Below are 19097 nucleotides of genomic sequence, written 5' to 3'. Positions count from 1 at the left end.
GCTCGAAGCCGGCGCGCGCTCGTCCCGACTTTACCTCGGCTCGGGCTTCACCCCCAGCAACTCGCGCAAGTGCGCCAGTTGACCGTCGTCTTTCACCACCGATGCAAGCCACTGGTGCAACGGCATATCGGCCCACTCGGCCGCCTTGTCGGCGAGGTAGGCGGCCGGGCTATGAGGCTCCGCGGCGCGCAGAAACTGCGCGACGGCACGCAATTGCGCGATGGCGTCGGCGCGACTGCGGATGACGCCAGCTGGGACGGGCTCGGAATTCGATGGCATGGTCGCGGTTCGTGGAAGCGGCGTCTTGAAGGTGGGCTCGGCGCGTTCAACCTCGCGCGGCTGATGCGAATCGGCCGCGTCGGCGCCGTGCGTAGGCTCGGGACTCACGCCGACATCGCGTGCGAATCGCTCCGCGAGCCCGTAGACGAATGCGTAGGACTCCTTTGTTTGTCGAAAGCTCGGAGCGGATTCGCCGGCGTACTCGTCCAACCGTGCCTCGAGCGTGAGCATCGCCGCTTCGAACGTTTTCAGTTCGTCCAGCAAGGTTCGGTAGAACGGTACGGGCGTAATCCGTTTGGCGGCGTCGATCTGCTCGACGGACGGTTTGCCGCGCGCAATCTCATCGGCGCGCTCCGGGTCTCGCTTGGAAGCCTGCGCCACATGCGTTGCGACGTCCCAGTCGACCGCCGTGAAAACGCTTCCGGTCGAGGTTTGCGTGAGGCGCGTATCGCGCAGCAATTCCGCGGTGCGTCGCACGAGCCATGTGACATTGCCGAGCCGATACTCGGCGTCATCGCCGTCGGGCAGCGGATGGACTTTGTCCCAATACCGTTCGATGAGGCCCGCGAGCAGCGTGTACCCTTGCGTCAGTCCCGGCAAGCCCTGCTTCATTGCTAGCGCTTCGGTCAGCCACGCCGCCAACCGCAGGTCCTTCGTCTGCGTGCCGAGCAAAGCGCTGCAGCGATCGATGACGAAATCCCAGTCCGCCTCCTTGATCTCGGTTACCCATTCGCCCTGGTCGAGCGAAGGATCGTCGAAGCGGCGCGCCTGCTGGATCGCGTCGAAATCGTTCGAAAACAGCAAGTCCTGGCCGCAGGGCGATGCGCCCGGGAATGGCTCTAAAAGCGGGGTGAGGTCGATCGTCATTTAGATTTCCTCGTATTCCAAATCGGGGACCTCGTGCAAGTTGCCGCCTTCCTCGCGATCGTCGCTGACGTGCACTTCATAGCGCGCGTCGTCGCGGTCGCGCTCGGATTCCCGCGTGCAGACGAAGGCATCCCAGCCCAGCCGCGCACCGCCGCCGAGACGAGCCGGGCCCACTTCGCTGCGCGCGAGCACGAGCACGACTTCGTATTCGAACACGGCGCCGCCCACGAGCGACAGCATTCGCTCGAGCGCGACCGCGTGCGGCGCGGCCGGCAGGAGCCTCTCGTAATCACGCTTCGATAGCGGGCCCACGACGAGCCGCAGCCGCATATCGCGCTGCCAGACGCGCTCGCCGGCGAGCGCCGTCGCGCCGAGCGTCACGTTCGCGTAGCCGAGCTGCGACAGATGCGAGGGCGGCACCTCATACCACTTACCAACGAACTGCTCGACGCGCACGTGCACGCGAAAATAGTCCGCCAGCACGCGCTCGAGATAGGCAGCCGACATCGGCCGCTGCCGGACCGGCAGCGCATATCCGCCGAGCGCCTCGTCGATGAGCGTACCCGTCCCCTGCTGCAAGGCGCCGCGCGTCGGTCGATGCCCCAAGCCCGCGATCGCGAGCAGCAACGGCAGATAGCGTTCGTCCTGGTCGAGCTCGTAGTGAAACGGCAGCCGGTACTTCTTCCACGCCTCGTAGAACAGCGCCGTTGCTCGATGCGTAAAGACATCGAGATACGCGCGGGCGGCACGATCGCGCCGCAATTGCTCACGTGCGATCAGATCTTCCGTGTAGTGGAGCGGCAATGCGCCCTGCCCGCCCAGCATGCCAAAAAACGCCGGTACCAGGTCGATACGCGCAAGCGAGCGCGCCTCGATCGCTGCATCGCGCGCTTCGTCGCTGTCCACGGGAGCGCCGTCGCCGCCGTATGGCGTGGCGCGCTCGAGCTCGCTCGGTGCGAACGTCAGCGACAAGGTGTTGCGGAACACGATCCGCTCGCCCGCGTACCGCACGACATCTTGCCCGAACCACATCTCGAGCATGCGCACCGCTTGGAAGAACTGAAAGCGATAGGGCTCGTCGAGGAGCCGCCGGACTACACCAGCGTGGACTCTGCGCTGCGTGGCTTGCATCGCATGATCTCCTCGCCGGTGCGCTTCGACACGGCAATCAGTTGTACGAATCGATTCAGGTTGACATAGAGCCCAAAGAAGGCGTCGAGGACTTTGACGAAGGCGGCAACGCTCGTCCCGACGAAATGCGCCTCGTCGATCGTGAGACGGATTTCGACACCCCGCACGAACGTCGCGAACGGCTTACCCGGTAGCCATTGGACGGCCGGGCGCCGCTCGACGCCGACGAGACCTTCGATATGGCGCGTCGATACGGCCGTATGCCGCAAATCGTAGAGCGAGAGGAGTTCCTTCAGCGACGCGAGATCGTCATCGACGAGCGGCGCGTGACCTAGCGCGAGATGCGAGACGAGTCGAAGCTGCATCGACGCGCCGCGCTCGACTCGTACAGTCGGCGTGGGCCGGCAGAGCATGAAAACCGGATCGGCGCCGACGGAGAGCGCGACATCGTTCTCGATGGCGGCATCATCGAGGAACAAATCGCCGCCTTCGAGCCCGATGGCAAGCCGCGCCGGCAAGTCGCGATTCGTGCAGGTCAATTCGAGGCTGAGCGTGTCAGTTTGCGCACTCGATGGATCGAACGCACTCTCGATGATCGAGATCTCCGTCTCATAGCCCGGGCTCATGTCGGCAACGGAGGCGTTGCGGCGCGCGAACCAATATCGGCCGGCCCTGCCCGCCTCGTCGTGGTGCAGCGCGTAGAACGGGCGGAACTCCATGATGGTCTGCTCGTTCGCGCCTTCTCTCACCAAGCGAACCGCATCGATCGAATAGACCTCGTACTCGGGCGCGTTCCGCGCATTGGCAATGACCGGATAAGAGACGACTTCGTGACTCACGTGGATCGGCTCGCCGGGTTGCCTGAAAAGATTCACGACGGGCGTGCAGAAGAGCCGCAGGTGATGAGCCGCAAGCGATTCGATGAGCCGCGGCACCTGGGTTTCGCCGCGTAAGCGCCCTATTACCACATGCAGCGTCAGGCGTCGGCAGCGCCGGCTCGCGCGCAGCATGGCGGCAAGATCGAAATCGATGAAACCGAATTTCTCGGGAAACGCGAAATATTCGGTCAGCAGGCGGTAGGCGGGATGCGATTTGGCCGGGTAGTCGATGAGCGATTGGGTATCGCTGAATCCGGCCTGCTCGAGCGGAAGCGCCGGAAGACGCCGCCATTCGCCCCGCTCGTCCGCTTCCACATAGGCCGCTATCGCTTTCATGAAGAGACTGTCGGCCAACGTCGCGACGAACGACTGCTCGCCGTGCAGGTAAGCGCGTACCGAATCGAGCCCGATCGCAGCGAGATCGCTCGCCGATGAGGTGCTTTCGAACAGAAACGATACGACGCCCGATGCATCGCCGGGCAGCACAGGCGTGTGCGCCGGTAGCTCGGCAAGCGCCCTGAATTGAGCCCGGGCGAGTCTGATCGGCGCGAGTGTCACATCGTACGCGGTTCGAAAACAGCAACGCACGCCGTTGACTTCGCGGCTCCCAAGCTGCGTGCCGCGCGGGATCGTGACCGGTTCGTCGATTCGCTCGGCGCTGCTCGCAGCGAACTGCGCGACCGAACACGACGGGAACGGCCGAAGGTAATGCGGGTAAAGCACCTCGAGCAATGCCTCAGCCAACTCCGGGTAGTCATCGTCGAGCTTGCGGTTGATGCGGGCGCCGAGCAGCGCCAGCGCATCGATCATCCGCTCGACATGCGGATCATCCGATTGCCTGTCCGCAAACGCGAGACGCGGCGCGATCTTCGGATAGCGATCGGCAAAACCCGGCGCATACCGCCGCAAAAACGCAAGCTCACGGTCGTAGTAAGGCAGCAACGCGTCCATCGTTTTCCCCGAGCGCCGGCTATTTTCGGTTTTTGCCGTGGTGCCTGCCGACGGTTACTCGTACATGCGGCTGCGCGCGGCATCGCCGGCACGGCGCGAGCGCGAGACCGAATACTGCAGCGTCGAAGCCTGCAGCATCGCATCAAAGCTGACCGGTTCCTCGGCTGGGTGCACGACGAGCTTCGCTCGAATGACGAAATAAAGGGCATTCGTCGATTGCGGGTTCGTTTCCAGGGAAACCGTCGCGCCGCGCAAACGCGGCTCATGCTGCTCGATTGCCTGACGGATCGAGTCGCAGATGCGTACGCGGTCATCGTGTCGCACGAGGCTCAGGCCCGCAAAGTCGCTCAACCCGTACGTCAGCACCGAACGCGCGCACTCGCTCCCTTCCGGAAACGGCTCGCGAGGCGCGAGGCGTGTGTTCAGCAGCGCTTCGACGTCACGCGCGACGCGGCTCTTCAGCTCGTCGAGCGAGAGCTGCCGCATCGCGGCGGGCGCCGGCATTCGCGGGTCGTCGTCGAAAAGCTTGTCGAGCAAGCTCGGTTCGAATCGCTTCATTGTGCGACGCATCCATTCTGAACTTGCAAGGGCGCAGGCACTTTTCGGCGCCTGCGCCCTTGCGCTTGCTCGCGGACGGCCACGCACACGCCAACGTTTCACCGTGACGGGCGCGAAGCGCCGCGCCGTCAGACCGCGTAGGTCTTGTCGTTCTTGGTCAGGCTCCACGCACCCTGCGCATTGCCGCCCTGGTTGCCGCCGATCTTCTGCTGCGTGTACTTCCATTGCACGGCGGCATACTTGAGCGAAAACTGCTCGACGGGCAGCCCCTCGCCGACCACGCTCGGTGCAACGCTCGAGATGATGACGTATTTGAGCTTGATTTCGAGGTACTTCACGCGGTTGCCGTCTCCGTCCGAACGCATGAAGTCGATCGTGACTTCATCGAACGTGGTGCCGCCCGAGGCGTGCTGATAAAGGAGCGGGCTCACGACGTCGATGTCCTTCGTGAACGTCATGTCCGAGTGCTCGCAGCGCTCCGCGGTATGGCCGCCGGCCGTCGAGGCCGTCGCCGAGCGCGGCTGCGTGATCGAGTGATTCCACGAGCTGATCTCGATCCAGTTCGAGTGGTCCTTATCCTGCGATTCACCTTGGATGGCAGGATTGCCGAACTTCAAGTAAATGTCTTTCATGTCCCGAGACTCCCGAATAAGAGGTTGAGCGGTGGGCCGGGCGATTCGCATCGCCGCCCTTCGATCCACGGTGCTTAGCCACCCGCCGGCTTCGGCAGGTCAGCGACGAGCCGCAGCGAAATCGAGAGCTCGTCCAGTTGGAAATGAGGGCGCAGGAATGCGACCGAGCGATAGGAACCCGGCTTGCCGGGAATCTCCGCGACCTGAACCGACGCTTCGCGCAGCGGGAACTGCGCCTTTTGCTCCTGAGTTGCGTTGTCGTCGAGCAGCACGTATTGCGCGATCCAGCGATTGAGGAACGTCTCGACGTTCTGCGCCGAGGCGAAGCTGCCGATCTTGTCGCGCATCATCGCCTTCAGGTAGTGTGCGATGCGAGACACGGAGAAGATGTATTGCAGCTGCGTCGATAGCACCGCATTCGCATTTGCGCTGTCGGTGTTGTACTTTCTCGGACGCTGCGCCGATTGTGCCGCGAAGAACGCCGCGTAATCGGTGTTTTTGCAATGCACGAGCGGAATGAACCCGAGGTCGCTCAACTCCTTCTCGCGGCGGTCGGTGATCGCAAGTTCAGTCGGGCATTTGAGCGCGATCTCGCCGTCGTCGGTCTTGAAAGTGTGCGTCGGCAAATCCTCGACGAGCCCACCGCCTTCCACGCCGCGAATCGCCGCGCACCAGCCGAAGTCGTCGAACGCGGCCGTCAACCTTGCCGCGAATGCCCACGCCGCGTTGCACCAGAGGTACTTGTTGTGATCGGTACCGTCGACATCCTCGACGAAGTTGAATCCGTCGGCCGTCAGGCCATCCTTCGGATTGAACGGCAGCCGGCCAAGATAGCGCGGCAGCGTGAGGCCGACGTAGCGCGAATCCTCGGAATCGCGGAACGACTTCCACTTGGCATATTCGACGGTATCGAACACTTTGCCGAGATCGCGCGGCTTGCCGAGATCGGCGAACGTTTCCAGGTCTAGCAGCTCGGGCGATGCCGACGTGATGAACGGCGCATGCGCCGCGGCGGCCACGTGCGACATCTGCTCGATGAAGTACATGTCCTCGGGTTGACGCGTGATCTCGAAGTCGCCGATCAGCGCCCCGAACGGCGCGCCGCCGAACGTTCCGAACTCCTCTTCGTACACCTTCTTGAAAAGCGCGCTCTGATCGAACTCCGCCGCGGTCTTGAATTCACGCACGATCTCGCGCTTCGTCGCGTTGAGCGCCTTGATCTTGATGCCCGAACCCGTGTTGCTTTCCTTGCAGAGGTATTGCAGGCCGCGCCACGTGCTCTCCATGCGCTGGAACTGCGATGCGTGCATGACCTCGCTCAGTTGCGCCGAAAGCAGCCGGTCGATTTCGGCAATGCGCGCGTCGAGCGTGGCCGCCAGGTTGTCGGAGACGACGACCGTTCCGTCGAGCACCTGGTTCGCAAGTTCGCTGATGAGGTCCTTCGCCCGCGCGTGCTCCGAATCGGATTTGGCCACCCTGCTCTTCTCGATGATTTCGTCGAGCAGTGACGTCGTTGCACCCGCTTCCGGTTGCGCCGGATTGGCCGTAGCCGCCTGCTGATTCATGTTGCCCTCGCTCGCTCAATCGCCCGCTTTGTCCTGATCGACCGCGTCGCTCTGTTCGGCCGCCGGTGCGGCGAGCGCGCGGACCTGCGCCGTATTCGCAAGGACGTCGCTCAGAATGCTCTCGAGCTTGTCGTTCCCGGCCAGCTTGTTGCGCAGGTCGGCAAGCTTCGAGCGTGCCTCGAGCAAGCGCCGCAGCGGCTCGATCTGCGCCACCACCTGATCCGGATCGAAGCTCGCCATCGAGCGGAAGCGCAAATCGACGGCGAACGTGCCGCCCGCGTCGGTGAGCCGGTTCTTGACCTCGAACGCGGCGCGCGGCTCGACGGCTTTCATGACGTCGTCAAAATTGTCGCGATCGATGCTCACGAATTTGCGGTCGCGCAGCTTCGGTTGCTCGACCTCCGATTGACCGGCGAGGTCGGCCACGACGCCGACGACGAACGGCAACTCCTTGATCTCGATCGCGTCGCCGCGCTCGACCTCGTAAGTCAGTTGCACGCGCGGCGGGCGTACCTTCTGCAGGCGTTTCTGAATGCTTTCTTTCTTGGCCATCGGCAGCTCCCCGAAGCGTATGAGTGAGACGAACGACGCTTTAACGAAGCGCGCTGAACGGATCGGCGCCGTTCGCGCCGGCGGCGGCGGGCTTCGGCGCGGGCGGATCGGCGGCCGGCTGGTCGGCCGCGCCCGGATCACCGTCCTTCTTCGCAATCGTGGCCGAGTGGCGCCGCACGATGCGGCGCTTCTTGACCGGAGGCTTGTTCTGCGCGACTTCCTCGGGGAACAGCGTTGCCTGGCCCAGCGTGTCGCGCAGCTGATGCGCGAGGGCCTGTGCGTCCGTCTTCGCGTCGCCGGCGAGCTCGGCGTCCTGACGTAACTCGCCGAGCGACTGCGTCGCGACGCGAAGACCGCTCACGGCCAGCACGCTTTTCGCGCCGCGGTCCGTCGAGTCGCGCTGCAGCGCCTCTTGCGCCGCGACGATGGCCTGCCCGTAATGGGCATTGTCGAACTCGATTTGCGCGATACGAGACCACGGCTCTTCACGCGTCGGGTCAGCCTTGGTCAACTGCTGATAAAGCGCGAGCGCCTTGTCCTTGTCGCCGCCCTTGGCGACGGCATCGGCATCGGCCAGCGCCTTGTCAAATGCGGCCGGCGTAGTCTGATTGGCCTGCTTTTGCGAAGCGCAGCCCGCGATGACGGCACATACCAGCACGGCCGTCGAAAGTTTGCGAAAGATTTGCCGTTTGTTCATTACACAGCCCGATCGTTTATTAATTCGCCGAGACAAACCACGGCTTTGCTTTGCGGCGAGCGCGGGCGTATAGTACCGGCCAATTTTCCATAATTCAACTCCAATCGCGTGACGATAGCGGAATGAGATTATCGCGAATACGCGCTATGCAGAGCGGATAGGAAACTATTTCCGAGTAAATTGCCTCTTAATAACGAGCAAGAAAAAATTTCCGACCTATGAAGCTATACAAACCTGTCCGTTCTCAACCTCGGGGCGCGAATACGGGCGGCAGAATTCTAAAAAAGTTTGTCGCGGATAAGACGGGAGCGCGCGGTGAAATGCCAATAAAGCGTTATTTGATATGCACCATTTCATTGCTCGTCGCGGGCGGGACGCTCGCGGGTTGCGCGGCCGGCGTCTCAGCGCTCGGCAGCGTGGCCTCGACTGCGCTGCAGGCCGCCGGCATCGGCAAGCCCCCGGTGCCCGATTCGCAAAAGCCGCCGCGCGACGTCCCGCTCACGCTCGCCGCGGCGTCCAATCTCAATGCGGCAACCGACAATCACCCGCTGGCGCTCGTGGTGCGTCTTTATGTGCTGAAAGACCCGACCACATTCCAGCAGGCAGCGTTCGACGTCTTTACCGACCCGACCAAGGAAAAGAGCGCGTTGGGCGCGGATCTGCTGAGCGTGCGCGAAGTGACGCTGATTCCGGGCCAGCATTACCAGATGACGGAGAAAGTGTCGCGTGAAGCGCAGGCTTTCGGCGTCGTTGCCCTCTTCCGCGATCCCGCGCTGCGGCGTTGGAAATTCGCTTTCGATCCGGCGAAATCGGAGAAATCCGGCATAATGATCGGCCTCCATAACTGTGCAATGACAGTGACGAGCGGCACGGTCATTCCGCCCGATCCTGGCTTGCCGATGCCGCCGTTGAATTTGCTGTCGTCGGTATCGTGCGGTTGAACGAGACCGCAATGAACGATCAAGTCCGTCGAGTGAATTTTTTATGACCGCATGAGCGGCGCTTTGAACAATACAACGTGGGTTCGGGATGAGTTATTCGGCAAAGCTGCTTTGGGGAGAAGGGCTCTTTCTCCGGCCTCAGCATTTCCAGCAACAAGACGCCTATCACGAGGCGCGCCTCGTCGAATCGATACGAGCGCTGCAGCCGTTCAACTGGGGGGTGCGCTCCGTTGCGTTCGATCTCGATTCGCTCAACGGCGGCACGTTGCGCTTGACGGAGCTCTCGATCGTCTTCCCCGACGGCACACTGTTTTCGGCCCCGCAAGCGGACGAGTTGCCCGAGGCCATTTCGCTGCAAACGTTGCCCGAAGGTATCGCCGACTCCGTGTTCTACGTGGCGCTACACCCGATGCGCGAGACCGGCAGCAATTACACGGACGATCCGACGAGCGACCGGCCGATGCGCTATGCGAGCAAGCAGGCGGAAGTGGCCGACCAGTTCACGGACGCGATGACGGCCGCACTGACGTTCCTCAAAACGCGTGTCAGGCTCGTTGGTCACAACGAGCCGCGCCAGCAGCTTATCGCCGTGCCGATCGTGAACGTGCGGCGCACGGCGACTTCGGGCTTCGAGTTCGACCCCAACTTCGTGCCGCCGTGTCTGTCGATCGAAGCTTCGCCCGTATTGCACCAAGGGCTGCGCCAACTGATCGATGCGCTGCAGGCGAAGGTCAACGCGCTCTACGGTTTTCATCGCGAACCGACGAAGAACATCATCGAATTCCGCTCGGGCGATATCGCGTCGTTCTGGCTGCTGCATACCGTGAACGCGGCGGTCGCCTCGCTCATTCATTTACATCAACAACCGGCGCTGCATCCCGAGCGGCTCTTTCACGAGCTGTTAAGGCTCGCCGGGCAGTTGATGACGTTCTCGAAGGAGTACACGCTGACCGATTTGCCGGTCTATCGGCACGACGAGCCCGGCCCTGCATTCGCGCGGCTCGACGAGATCGTGCGCGACCTGCTCGAGACCGTCATCTCGACGCGTCATTTTGCGATCGCGCTCGAGGAAGTGCGGCCGTCGTTTCGCGTGGGCCGGCTCGACTCCGGCCGGATCGACGAGAAGACCACGTTCTTCATCGCCGTATCGGCCGATCTGCCGCCCGTGGAACTCGTCGAGGTGGTGCCGACGCGCTTCAAGGTCGGCGCACCCGACGATGTCGATAAACTCGTATTGTCGGCAATGCCCGGCGTGAGGCTCGTTTATACGCCACAGGTACCGCCTGCCGTTCCCGTGCGGCCCGGCGCCTGCTACTTCGCGCTCGAAGCGCGCGGCCCGCTTTACGAGCGGATGCTGCAGGCGCAATCGGCAATGATCTACACGCCGTCGGGCATCAACGATCTCAAAGTCGACTTGATCGCCGTTACTTCTTGAAACCATGACCGAAGTCCCCTCTCTTCTCGGCAGCAGCGCGCCGCCTCCCGTATCGGCATCGAGCCCGAGCGTCGATGCGAGCGCCCAGGCGCGTTCGCTGCACGATCTGCTTTACGACGGCTTCTTCATGCTGTTCCTGCTCAAGCAGGGACATGAGCCCGCCGATGCGATCGAGTTCGGCTCGCGCGTGCAAGCCTTCCTTGCGGACTTCGAGCGTGGCGCAAAGAAGCTCAATGTGCCGGCTGACGATGTCTACGCGGCCAAGTTCGGGTTTTGCGCGACGATCGACGAAGCGGTGCTCTCGTCGACGTTCAAGATCCGCGATGTCTGGGAGCGTCGGCCGCTGCAGCTCACGCTATTCGGCGAGCAACTGGCCGGTGAGAAGTTCTTCGATCATCTCGAAGCGTGTCGAGCGCAGGGCGTGGCGCGGTTGCAGTCGCTCGAGGTGTTCCATATGTGCTTGCTGCTCGGGTTCAAAGGCAAGTACCTGCTCGAGGGGCCGGAGAAGCTCGCTTATCTGACGGCAAGGCTCGGCGACGAGATCGCGCGCATGAAAGGCAAGCGGGCAGCTTTCGCACCGCACTGGCCCCTGCCCGATCAAGTGGCCCATCGCCTCAAGCATGAAGTGCCGCTGTGGACCATCGGCGCAGTGTTCGCGTTGATCGGTCTGGCCGGTTATTTCGGACTCCATACTTATTTGCGCGACCATACGCTGGGCGCGTTGGCGCCCTATTCCCAGCTCGTCAAGCCGGAAGCGGAATCGGCCAATTTGACGATTTCGTTGCCTTGAGCACGAGCGCCCGGCTGGCCGCGGCGCAAGTGTCGTTGCCCGGCCGGCCAACACGGAGCGCATGCCGCCCCAGCTTTTAGTCCGCAACACCACCCCGATCTTTCGATTCCCTTTCGGCGTCGTCGCCGACCTTGCGCAGGTCGCAGGCCCGCTCGCAAGAGCGGCTAGCCGGCCTTCGCGCTGTATTGGAAAAAATCGGCCTCGCTTGTTCCTGTTATGGTTCTCGCGTCCCGGATACGCTCTCTCAAAACGATGCTTGCGCGACACGGAGGGCGAGCAAATGGATAAGCGTGAATCCACGGCAAGCGCGGAGTCGGTTTTATCGACGATCACGCTGCACAACAACCAAACGCTGGCTGTTTCGCTGCCTCGCAACACGCGATTGATAATAACCGAGGGCGCAGTGCGGTTGACGTACGCCGAGCCAACGCTAGATTGGCTCGGCGAGTCAGCTCCACTCCGATCGCATCTTCTGCACGAAGGCGACACTTATCTCGTCGAGCAATCTCAATACGTGTCCATGACGGGCGCTTCATCGAGCGGCACAGCCGTCTACATCGAGGTGGCCGCCGCGACACACGTCGTCAAACGACTCTACAACTGGTTCGCGCGGTTCTCCGAGACAGGCGTCGCGCATGCCGACCAGCGGCAAACCCGCGGCCGGCACGCATAAGCCGCAAGCGCCGCATCGCTGACGGGCCAACACCCGTCGCGTCGAACGTCCCGCCGATCATCCTCGCGGCAGAGCGACCCACTGCTGCACGCTTGGCCGCGCCCACTGACGCTCGACATATCGCAGCACCTTCGGCGGCACCGGGTCGCCGCAGGCGACGAGCCGGTTCAGCATCAGTGCAAAATCGGTGTCGGCGATGCACCAGTCGCCGAACACGCCATGGCGGTCGTCGCGAATCAAGCGATCGGCCGCATCGAGCAGTTTGTCGCAGGCGAGCTGCGCCGGCTCGGACAGCGGTTTCACGGGCTCGGGGAAGTAGATCCGGTCCGCCTGTCTTTCACTCTTCAGCGGCATGAAATCGCTGCGAATCCACGCCTGCAGCTCACGCGCCCGCGCACGCGTCTCGCGATCGGCCGGCAGGACGGCCGCGTGACGAGGGGCGGGATAGACTTCCTCGAGATACTCGGCGACCGCTGACGATTCGGACAACGAAAAATCGCCGTGCAGCAGCGTCGGCACGCGGCGTGTCAGCGAGATCTCGCGATAGGCGGAGCTGTGCTGCTGCTTCGCCTTGAGGTCGACTGTCCGAATCTCGAAGTCGAGTCCCTTTTCTTTCAATACGACGAACGCCGACATAGCGAACGCACTGACGTAATCGGCACCGACGTACAAATAGATAGGCGTGGCGTTCATTCAGGATATCCCTATGCAAAGTTAGGTTTGAGTTACGAAGGTCACGGGTACGCGCGCTCGGCAACGGCGGCGCCTTTCCAAAGCACCGCGATACCGGCGGCCACGATGAGCGCCAGCACGGTCCAGGCGGCGACATAATCGAAGCGATCGACGATCACGCCGAAAATCGGCGGCACGATGCTGATCGCGACCATGTTGATCGTCATCGAGAAGCTGATCGTCGAAGCCATGACAGACTTCGGCGCCATCTCGGCGAGCTGCAGCAGATAGAGCGGATACCAGCCGACGCCGAACAACCCGAGGACGCAAAAGATCGCCGTCAGCGTGGCGTTCGTCGTCCCCGCGGGCACCGCGACGAGCGCCACCGTCGCCGCGATGCAAACCGCCATGCTGAAGCCGAGCGAGCGGATCCGTTTCGTCGGCCAGAATTTGTCGCTGACCCATGCGAGCCCGATGCGACCGACAATGCCGAGCCACTGCGAAACGGAGAACAGCAGTCCTGCCGCAATCGTCGAATAGTGAAAACGTGCCGTGACGAAGGGGATCGCATGCGTCGCGAACGTGTACTGAAACGTAGCCATCACCGCACCGGCGGCCATGACAGGCCAAACCGCCGAGTGCGCGGCCACGAGCTTGATGGCCGTCGCGAACTTCGGCGGCGCCGCGGCAGGCGCACCCTGCATCTCGCGTTCATCGCGATGCAGCACGGCGAACAAGATTCCGCCAACGATACTGATCGCCCCTTGAATCGCGAGCGCCATGGACCATCCATGTACCGTCGCGATGAGCGGCAGTGCCATCGCGGCGAGTGCCGTGCCGAGCGGCAAGCCCGCCTGCCGGATCCCCGTCGCCATGCCGCGCTCGTGCGGCGGAAACCAGCGCAGGATGGCCCGCGTTCCGCCCGGCTGGACCGACGCGTACGAAGAGCCGATCAACGCGAAGAACATCAACAGGACAGCAAAGCTCGTCGAGAGCGCCGAGCCCGCGAGTGCTGCCAGGCCCATCAGGACCATCGTTAACGCGACGACGTAGCGCTCACCGAAACGGTCGATGAGCCAGCCGAGCATCAGCATCGTCACGACCTGCCCGCCGTTCAGGGCGCTGACCGCGAGTGCCGCCGTCGCTTCGGTCAAATGAAACGCCTTCTGCAACGGCGAAATCAGCGTATAGATACCCTGCGCCGTAATCGAGGCGGTCGTTTGCGCGAGCGCGGCGACGGCAAGAACGATCCACCGATAGGCGCCGCTGGAGACAAAGGATCGCCCCGCCGCACGTTGGCTAGTGTGATTCATCTGGTTGGCCCTCTATTATCGTTTTCGTTACCCCGTGATCGACGCTGTCGTCGGCCACGCTCTCAGGTTCCGAGGCCTTCAGATTGCCAAGACTCTGCTGCTGAGGCAAGTTGCTCGTGCTGAAAAGCACGAGCGCCTCGTCCGCATCGCAATGAAAAGCGTGCATGCACCAAGCGGGAACGATGAGGACGTCGCGTGGCGCGAGTCGCACGGGCTCGTCGTGCTCGCCGACATGAGCCATGCCGCGACCTGATTGAACGATGAACAGATGCCACCAGGCATGCGCGTGCGGCCGCGTCGACTCATGCGGCGGCACGACCTGGACGTTGATGGCCATGCCGGGCACGATCTCGCACCCGGACGCCGTGCCATCGCGCGTGAGCGTGAACGTGCCGCGCTCGCCGTGCCGCGCCGCAGCCAGCGACTTGCTGATCTCGGGCCACGGCCACACGACCGCCTGCTCCGGCACATCGGCGAAATGGCTGCGGTACTGGCCGTAATCGAACAGTCGCCCCTCGGTGACGGAATGCGTCATATAACCGACTCCTCGACAAGAGCGGACCGGGTCGCAACGGTCAGCGGATCCTCATGCAAGCAGAACGTATCGGGATCGCCGCGCAACGCCGGAAACGTCGTCGCCACGAGCGGATCATGGCCAGGGATCACATGCTCCGGACTCTCGGCGAGCGCATCGATCGCTTCGAATGCGTCGAGCACCTTGGCGAGGTCATGCAGGATCGGAAACGGGCGACGTCCGCGCACGTTGGCCCATAGGTGCGCCGCATCCGAGGCGAGCACGAGGTTGCCGCGGCGTGTCGCCACGCGCACGACCTGGCTTCCCGGCGTATGGCCGCCGACGAGGCAAAGCTCGATGCCGGGCGCAAGCGTGGCCGCGCCCTCGTGCACGACGAGCCGTCCATCATGGAGGATGCCGACCGCCTGCATCACGTCGTCGCGCTCATAGATCTTGGCGAGCTGCCTGTGCCGCATTTCGGCGCCGGTACAGAACCGCAGCTCGGCGCCCTGCACGTGCACGCGCGCATTCGGAAACAGCGCGAGGTTGCCGGCATGATCCCAATGCAGGTGTGTCACGACGACGTCGCGGACTGTCGACGGATCGATGTCCAATGCGGCCAGCGCTTCACCCGCCGAGCGTTTCATCTGGCGCTCGCGCCTGATCCCGGTCGATAGCGGGAATGCCGTATCGACGACGATCGTCCGCTCGTCGTTGCGGATTACCCAGAAAAAGTAATCGAGCGGCATCGACGCATCGGGCTGTCCGCAGCATGCATCGAAAAAGAAGTTCTCACGGGCCGTGCGATGCGCGTTGCTGCCGATGCGCAGCGCGTACACCTCGTATTGGGGTGGTTTGGATTCCTTCATTTTTTCCCGAGTCCTTGAAACGGTTGTCCGCACGTTTTAGTGCGCCTGTGCGTGCAACGCGGCCGGCTTTTTGTTGCCTGTGTTGCCGGAAAAATCGAACTCGAGCTCGCCGAGAATCCCGAGCTCGTCCGCGAGCCGATAGAGTCCGCTGTAGTCGCGCGTCAGCGCGCTCTGCGCACCGGGTTGCCGCGCATCGAGAACGATCTCGGTCGCATTCGGCACGTCGAGTTGGCGCAGGATCGCTTCCCACATTGAGAAGTCCTGCGCGACGAAGGCACGCAGTGCGACGGGCAAGGTCGCAACGAAAAACGTCTTTTGTTTCGGCGTCAGCCGATGAAAAATCACCTTGCTGATTTCGCCGAGCGTCTTGCTGTGCGCGTACTCATCGCGGTTGTGCATTTGCGCGACGCTTCGGTTGAGCGGCTGAATCGTTTCGTCGTCGGCAAGAATGTCGAGAAACGCATTGACGCTGATTTCGGCCACCGTTGCAAATACGACGCCCGCGAGCTGCTTTTCCCACGGCTCGACGAGCTGCCGCTTCAGCCTCTCGAGCTCGCGATAGGTGACCGACATCGGCAGGTCCATGTCGATCTCGATCTTGCGCTCACGCCGCGTGCGCTGAATCGCGTTCAGGTGCATGAGCGTGTGATAGTGCTCATCGACGAGCGTTTGCCGAATCGATTCGGTGAAAATCCAATCGTCTCCCGCCAGGATCTCGCTCGCGAGATAGTTGAGCGCGGGATTCACGACGTGATCCTCCGCGGCGATCGTGCGGCGGTTGTAGCCGATCCAGCCCCAGGTCAGGATGGCCTGTTTCAGAGGAGCGTCGAGCCGCTCGATCGCTTCGTGCGTGTAGAACGGCACGAGGGCGATCGGATAGTCCGGCTTGTCGGCATCGAATTCGCCGCTCGCGCGAAACCGCTCCATATCGCAGACCGTCGCCCTGCGCGGCCAGCCCTGGTTCAATTGGGCGATCAGCGCCTTGTTCGCATTCGTCATGGGTGGATTCCTCTTCAACGCTATTGCAGCCAATAGCGCGTCAAATGCCGCGCGGGGTCCGAATAGGTGCTGCGCGCATGAATCAGCCGATGGTTGTCCCAAATCATCAGATGACCATCCGGGATCAGCACGGGCACCGATTCGGATTCGAAGTAGGACGCGGCGAGCAAAGCGAGGCGCACGAGCGGATCGCGGCTGGCGCCGCCGTTTCGCGGCGAGGCGCCGCTCGTCGCGCCGCTTGAAACACCACTCAATGCCGCTTCCGAAGGATTGACGTCGCCGTAGAGAAACTGGTTGTAGCTGAAGCGGAAGATCGAACGCTCGCCGCCAGCGCCCGCATCGATGATCGGCACCGTGAGCGTCTGTCTGCGCGCCGTGCCGGGCGCCAATGTCGCCGCGAATTCCACGGGCCTTTCATGGACGTACCGCTGCAGCTCGGCATCGAGAGAACGCACGAACGTCATGCCATCGGCCAGTCGTGTATGGCCTTGTCCGCAGCGCGCCTGACGGTGGCAATGGAGTGCAAGATAGTGCGGCGGCGGATTGCCGACGGGCACTTCGGTATGCGGGCCGATCGCGTTGCGGCTCTGCGAGTACGGCAGCTTTTCGAAGCCGGGCCTCATCATGACTTCCCAGGTGTCCTCGCCGTTGTATTGCGGCACGATGGCCCCGAACCGTCCGAGCGCCGCGCGCACACCACCCTCGAGCAACGCGGGGGCGAGGACGGTCCAGCCTTGCCGGCTCAGCGCTTCGTGTGCCGCGTCGAACGTCGTCGCGGCTTCGATGTCGTCGATTGCGATCGATTCATTCATGGGCGACAGCTCCTTCAACTTGATTGACTCGTTCCGAATACGCGTTCATCAAATCGAATGTCATGGTCGAGGGCTGGTACGCGTGAGCATCGATGCGCCCCACCGGGCAAACCTCCGCGGCCGTGCCTGTGAGGAAGCATTCGCTGAACGAACCGAGTTCGTCGGGAAACATCGGGCGCTCGAAAACTTCAATGCCCCGCTCGCGCGCGAGGTCGATCACGGTCCTTCGCGTAATGCCGTCGAGAAAGCAGTCGGGCGTCGGCGTATGCAAGACGCCATCACGCACGAAGAAGATATTGGCGCTCGTCGCCTCGGCGATCTGTCCGCGCCAGTCGAGCATCAACGCATCGTGAAAGCCGTTCGCTTCGGCCTGGTGCTTGCAAAGCGTCGCGATCATGTAGTGGCTCGATGCCTTGGCCTCATAGGGGCTCGAGACTGGCGGCGGCCGGCGCCAAATCGCCGTCTGCAGCGCAATCCCCTTCTCTTTGGCGGCCGGATCGAAATAGCTGGGCCAGCTCCAGCAAGCGAGCGCGACATGAATGCGGGTTGCGCGCGCGGACGTCGAGATCTGCTCCGAGCCGCGCCACGCGATGGGCCTCATATAGCCATTGACGATCTCGTTGCGTTCGATGAGTTCTGCCGTAGCCGCTTCGAGTTCTTCCTTGGCGTGGGGAATCGCGAAATCGAGCATCTGCGCGGAGCGATAGAGCCGGTCCGTATGCGCGCGCAACCGGAACACGCTGCCCGAGTAGACTCGCTCGCCCTCGTAGACGCAGCTCGCATAGTGCAGACCGTGCGTCAGCACATGGATCCGGGCGCGCTTCCATTCGACGAAACGGCCGTCGAGCCATATCGCGCCCTCGCGCTGGTCGAAGGGAACGTTCGGAGCGGTCGTCATGCAACCTCCTTTTGCAATGCTTCGTTGTCCGAAAGGATTCGTGAAAGGCCAAGGCGTCTCGCCTCCTCAGCAAGGCTTCGCGCATCGTCGGCATTCAAGGGAATGCCCGTGCTCGTGCGGCTCGCGACGGATGACCTTTGCGGATCGCCCGCCACGAGCACCTGCTCGCCGTCGACGGAGGGGGTTCGGCGAATCGTCTCCATCAAATCCGAGACGTTCTGTCTGAAGCGATCGAGCGAACCGAACCGGGCGGGATCGATCGCAATCAGGCAGTGACCGATCTGCCGGCCGCGGTCGTAAGGCTCGGCGTCGAGATGCGAAAGCTCGTGATCGAGCGGCATCGAGGCCAGCAGACAACTCAGGATCTGCACCATCATCGCGAGTCCCTGCCCCTTGTAGCCGCCGAGCGGCGAGAGCGATGCGACGCGCGACGGGTCGCCGGCCGGCCGGCCATCCGCGTCGAGCGCCCAACCGGGCGGCAGTTCGAGGCCGTTGCGCCGGTAGTGCTTCACTTGCGAGTACGAAATCTGGCTCGTCGCCATGTCGAAGAGATAGAGGTCGTCCGCGCACGCGGGCGCGACGAAGCAGATCGGGTTCGTGCCGAACATTGCGCGCTTTCCGTTGAACGGGGCCATGCGCGCGGCCGCGCTCGTCGTGACGATGCCGATCAGCCCTCGCTTGCCGATCAGCTCGCCATACACGGAAGCCGCACCGAAGTGATTCGAGTTCGCGACTGCGACGACGCCGACGCCATGCTCGCTCGCGAGGTCGCTCGCCAGTTCGGCGGCATACGTGCCCGCCACGACGCCGAGCGCGCCGTCCGCATCGACGAGCGCGGTGCCGCCGGATTGCCGCATCGTCCGCATGGCCGGGCACGGATTGCTGCGCCCTTCGTCGAGCTCACGCAAATAGAGCGGCAGCAGGCGCAGGCCGTGCGTGTCGATGCCCATCAGCGAGGTGCGCGTCAGCGCGCGTGCAAACCAACTCGCGTGCTGCGCATCGACGCCGCGCGCCAACGCCGCTTTTTCACAGAGCTCGTGGAGTTCATCCGATCGAATGTAGGTCGTCATG

19 protein-coding genes and 1 pseudogene are annotated in these 19097 nt (G+C 63.0%); 4 read left to right on the top strand and 16 right to left on the bottom strand.

Annotation, left to right across the window (positions count from 1 at the left end; genetic code table 11):
* Positions 1-30 precede the first annotated feature (30 nt).
* The 8 genes and pseudogenes from tssA to C9I57_RS09855 all read right to left on the bottom strand — a co-directional run bounded on the left by tssA (position 31) and on the right by C9I57_RS09855 (position 8110).
* Positions 31-1146: a type VI secretion system protein TssA gene (gene tssA, locus C9I57_RS09890; RefSeq protein ID WP_107150441.1), complete on the bottom strand. Its 1116-nt coding sequence runs from the start codon at positions 1144-1146 to the stop codon at positions 31-33.
* A 66-nt stretch (positions 1147-1212) separates the two neighbouring features.
* A pseudogene (tssG, locus tag C9I57_RS09885) lies at positions 1213-2277 on the bottom strand (type VI secretion system baseplate subunit TssG); the annotation flags it as partial.
* Complete coding sequence (tssF, locus tag C9I57_RS09880) at positions 2241-4106, bottom strand: type VI secretion system baseplate subunit TssF (RefSeq protein ID WP_107150439.1); 1866 nt, start codon at positions 4104-4106, stop codon at positions 2241-2243. The gene tssF and the pseudogene tssG, both read right to left, overlap by 37 nt.
* Before the next feature lie 54 nt (positions 4107-4160).
* Positions 4161-4664 carry a type VI secretion system baseplate subunit TssE gene (gene tssE / locus C9I57_RS09875; protein WP_107150438.1) on the bottom strand — a complete coding sequence of 168 codons (504 nt, stop codon included), beginning with the start codon at positions 4662-4664 and terminating at the stop codon, positions 4161-4163.
* A 128-nt stretch (positions 4665-4792) separates the two neighbouring features.
* On the bottom strand, positions 4793-5296 hold the full coding sequence (locus C9I57_RS09870) for an Hcp family type VI secretion system effector (protein WP_107150437.1): 504 nt from the start codon (positions 5294-5296) through the stop codon (positions 4793-4795).
* A gap of 74 nt (positions 5297-5370) precedes the next feature.
* The gene (tssC, locus tag C9I57_RS09865) at positions 5371-6861 is read right to left on the bottom strand and encodes a type VI secretion system contractile sheath large subunit (protein ID WP_107150436.1); all 1491 of its coding nucleotides are present in this window, start codon (positions 6859-6861) and stop codon (positions 5371-5373) included.
* A gap of 15 nt (positions 6862-6876) precedes the next feature.
* Positions 6877-7413, bottom strand: a complete 537-nt coding sequence (gene tssB / locus C9I57_RS09860; protein WP_107150435.1) for a type VI secretion system contractile sheath small subunit — start codon at positions 7411-7413, stop codon at positions 6877-6879.
* A gap of 40 nt (positions 7414-7453) precedes the next feature.
* Positions 7454-8110 (bottom strand): hypothetical protein, encoded by a 657-nt coding sequence (locus tag C9I57_RS09855; RefSeq protein ID WP_107150434.1) that lies wholly within the window; start codon positions 8108-8110, stop codon positions 7454-7456.
* Between the two features lie 320 nt (positions 8111-8430).
* Here C9I57_RS09855 and tssJ point away from each other — a divergent pair, with 320 nt between their 5' ends.
* The 4 genes from tssJ to C9I57_RS09835 all read left to right on the top strand — a co-directional run bounded on the left by tssJ (position 8431) and on the right by C9I57_RS09835 (position 11949).
* Complete coding sequence (tssJ, locus tag C9I57_RS09850) at positions 8431-9051, top strand: type VI secretion system lipoprotein TssJ (RefSeq protein WP_107150433.1); 621 nt, start codon at positions 8431-8433, stop codon at positions 9049-9051.
* Positions 9052-9139: 88 nt separating this feature from the next.
* The gene (gene tssK / locus C9I57_RS09845; protein ID WP_107150432.1) at positions 9140-10486 is read left to right on the top strand and encodes a type VI secretion system baseplate subunit TssK; all 1347 of its coding nucleotides are present in this window, start codon (positions 9140-9142) and stop codon (positions 10484-10486) included.
* 4 nt (positions 10487-10490) lie between these two features.
* Positions 10491-11276 (top strand): type IVB secretion system protein IcmH/DotU, encoded by a 786-nt coding sequence (gene icmH, locus C9I57_RS09840; protein ID WP_107150431.1) that lies wholly within the window; start codon positions 10491-10493, stop codon positions 11274-11276.
* Positions 11277-11556: 280 nt separating this feature from the next.
* On the top strand, positions 11557-11949 hold the full coding sequence (locus C9I57_RS09835; protein WP_107150430.1) for a hypothetical protein: 393 nt from the start codon (positions 11557-11559) through the stop codon (positions 11947-11949).
* Between the two features lie 57 nt (positions 11950-12006).
* On the opposite strand, the gene yfcF is transcribed toward C9I57_RS09835, so the two are convergent.
* The 8 genes from yfcF to C9I57_RS09795 are packed head-to-tail and all read right to left on the bottom strand — an operon-like array spanning position 12007 to position 19096.
* Positions 12007-12642, bottom strand: a complete 636-nt coding sequence (gene yfcF / locus C9I57_RS09830; protein WP_107150429.1) for a glutathione transferase — start codon at positions 12640-12642, stop codon at positions 12007-12009.
* Between the two features lie 41 nt (positions 12643-12683).
* Positions 12684-13934, bottom strand: coding sequence for an MFS transporter (locus C9I57_RS09825; RefSeq protein ID WP_107150428.1), 1251 nt, complete (start codon positions 13932-13934; stop codon positions 12684-12686).
* Positions 13921-14469 (bottom strand): cupin domain-containing protein, encoded by a 549-nt coding sequence (locus C9I57_RS09820; RefSeq protein ID WP_107150427.1) that lies wholly within the window; start codon positions 14467-14469, stop codon positions 13921-13923. The genes C9I57_RS09825 and C9I57_RS09820 overlap by 14 nt, the downstream gene beginning before the upstream one ends.
* Positions 14466-15317 carry an N-acyl homoserine lactonase family protein gene (locus C9I57_RS09815; RefSeq protein WP_107150426.1) on the bottom strand — a complete coding sequence of 284 codons (852 nt, stop codon included), beginning with the start codon at positions 15315-15317 and terminating at the stop codon, positions 14466-14468. Before C9I57_RS09815 ends, C9I57_RS09820 begins: the two co-directional genes overlap by 4 nt.
* Positions 15318-15353: 36 nt before the next feature.
* Positions 15354-16316 carry a diiron oxygenase gene (locus C9I57_RS09810; RefSeq protein WP_107150425.1) on the bottom strand — a complete coding sequence of 321 codons (963 nt, stop codon included), beginning with the start codon at positions 16314-16316 and terminating at the stop codon, positions 15354-15356.
* 20 nt (positions 16317-16336) lie between these two features.
* Positions 16337-17128, bottom strand: coding sequence for a TauD/TfdA family dioxygenase (locus tag C9I57_RS09805; protein ID WP_107150424.1), 792 nt, complete (start codon positions 17126-17128; stop codon positions 16337-16339).
* Entirely contained in the window at positions 17121-18026 is a 906-nt protein-coding gene (locus C9I57_RS09800) for a branched-chain amino acid aminotransferase (protein ID WP_107150423.1), read from the bottom strand. The genes C9I57_RS09805 and C9I57_RS09800 overlap by 8 nt, the downstream gene beginning before the upstream one ends.
* On the bottom strand, positions 18023-19096 hold the full coding sequence (locus C9I57_RS09795) for an Ldh family oxidoreductase (protein ID WP_107150422.1): 1074 nt from the start codon (positions 19094-19096) through the stop codon (positions 18023-18025). The genes C9I57_RS09800 and C9I57_RS09795 overlap by 4 nt, the downstream gene beginning before the upstream one ends.
* Position 19097 lies beyond the last annotated feature (1 nt).

This window comes from Trinickia symbiotica (genome assembly GCF_003028655.1).
GTDB classification, from domain to species: Bacteria; Pseudomonadota; Gammaproteobacteria; order Burkholderiales; family Burkholderiaceae; genus Trinickia; species Trinickia symbiotica_A.
Note: the sequence above shows the minus strand (reverse complement) of the source record. Positions and strands in the feature narration are given on the sequence as shown.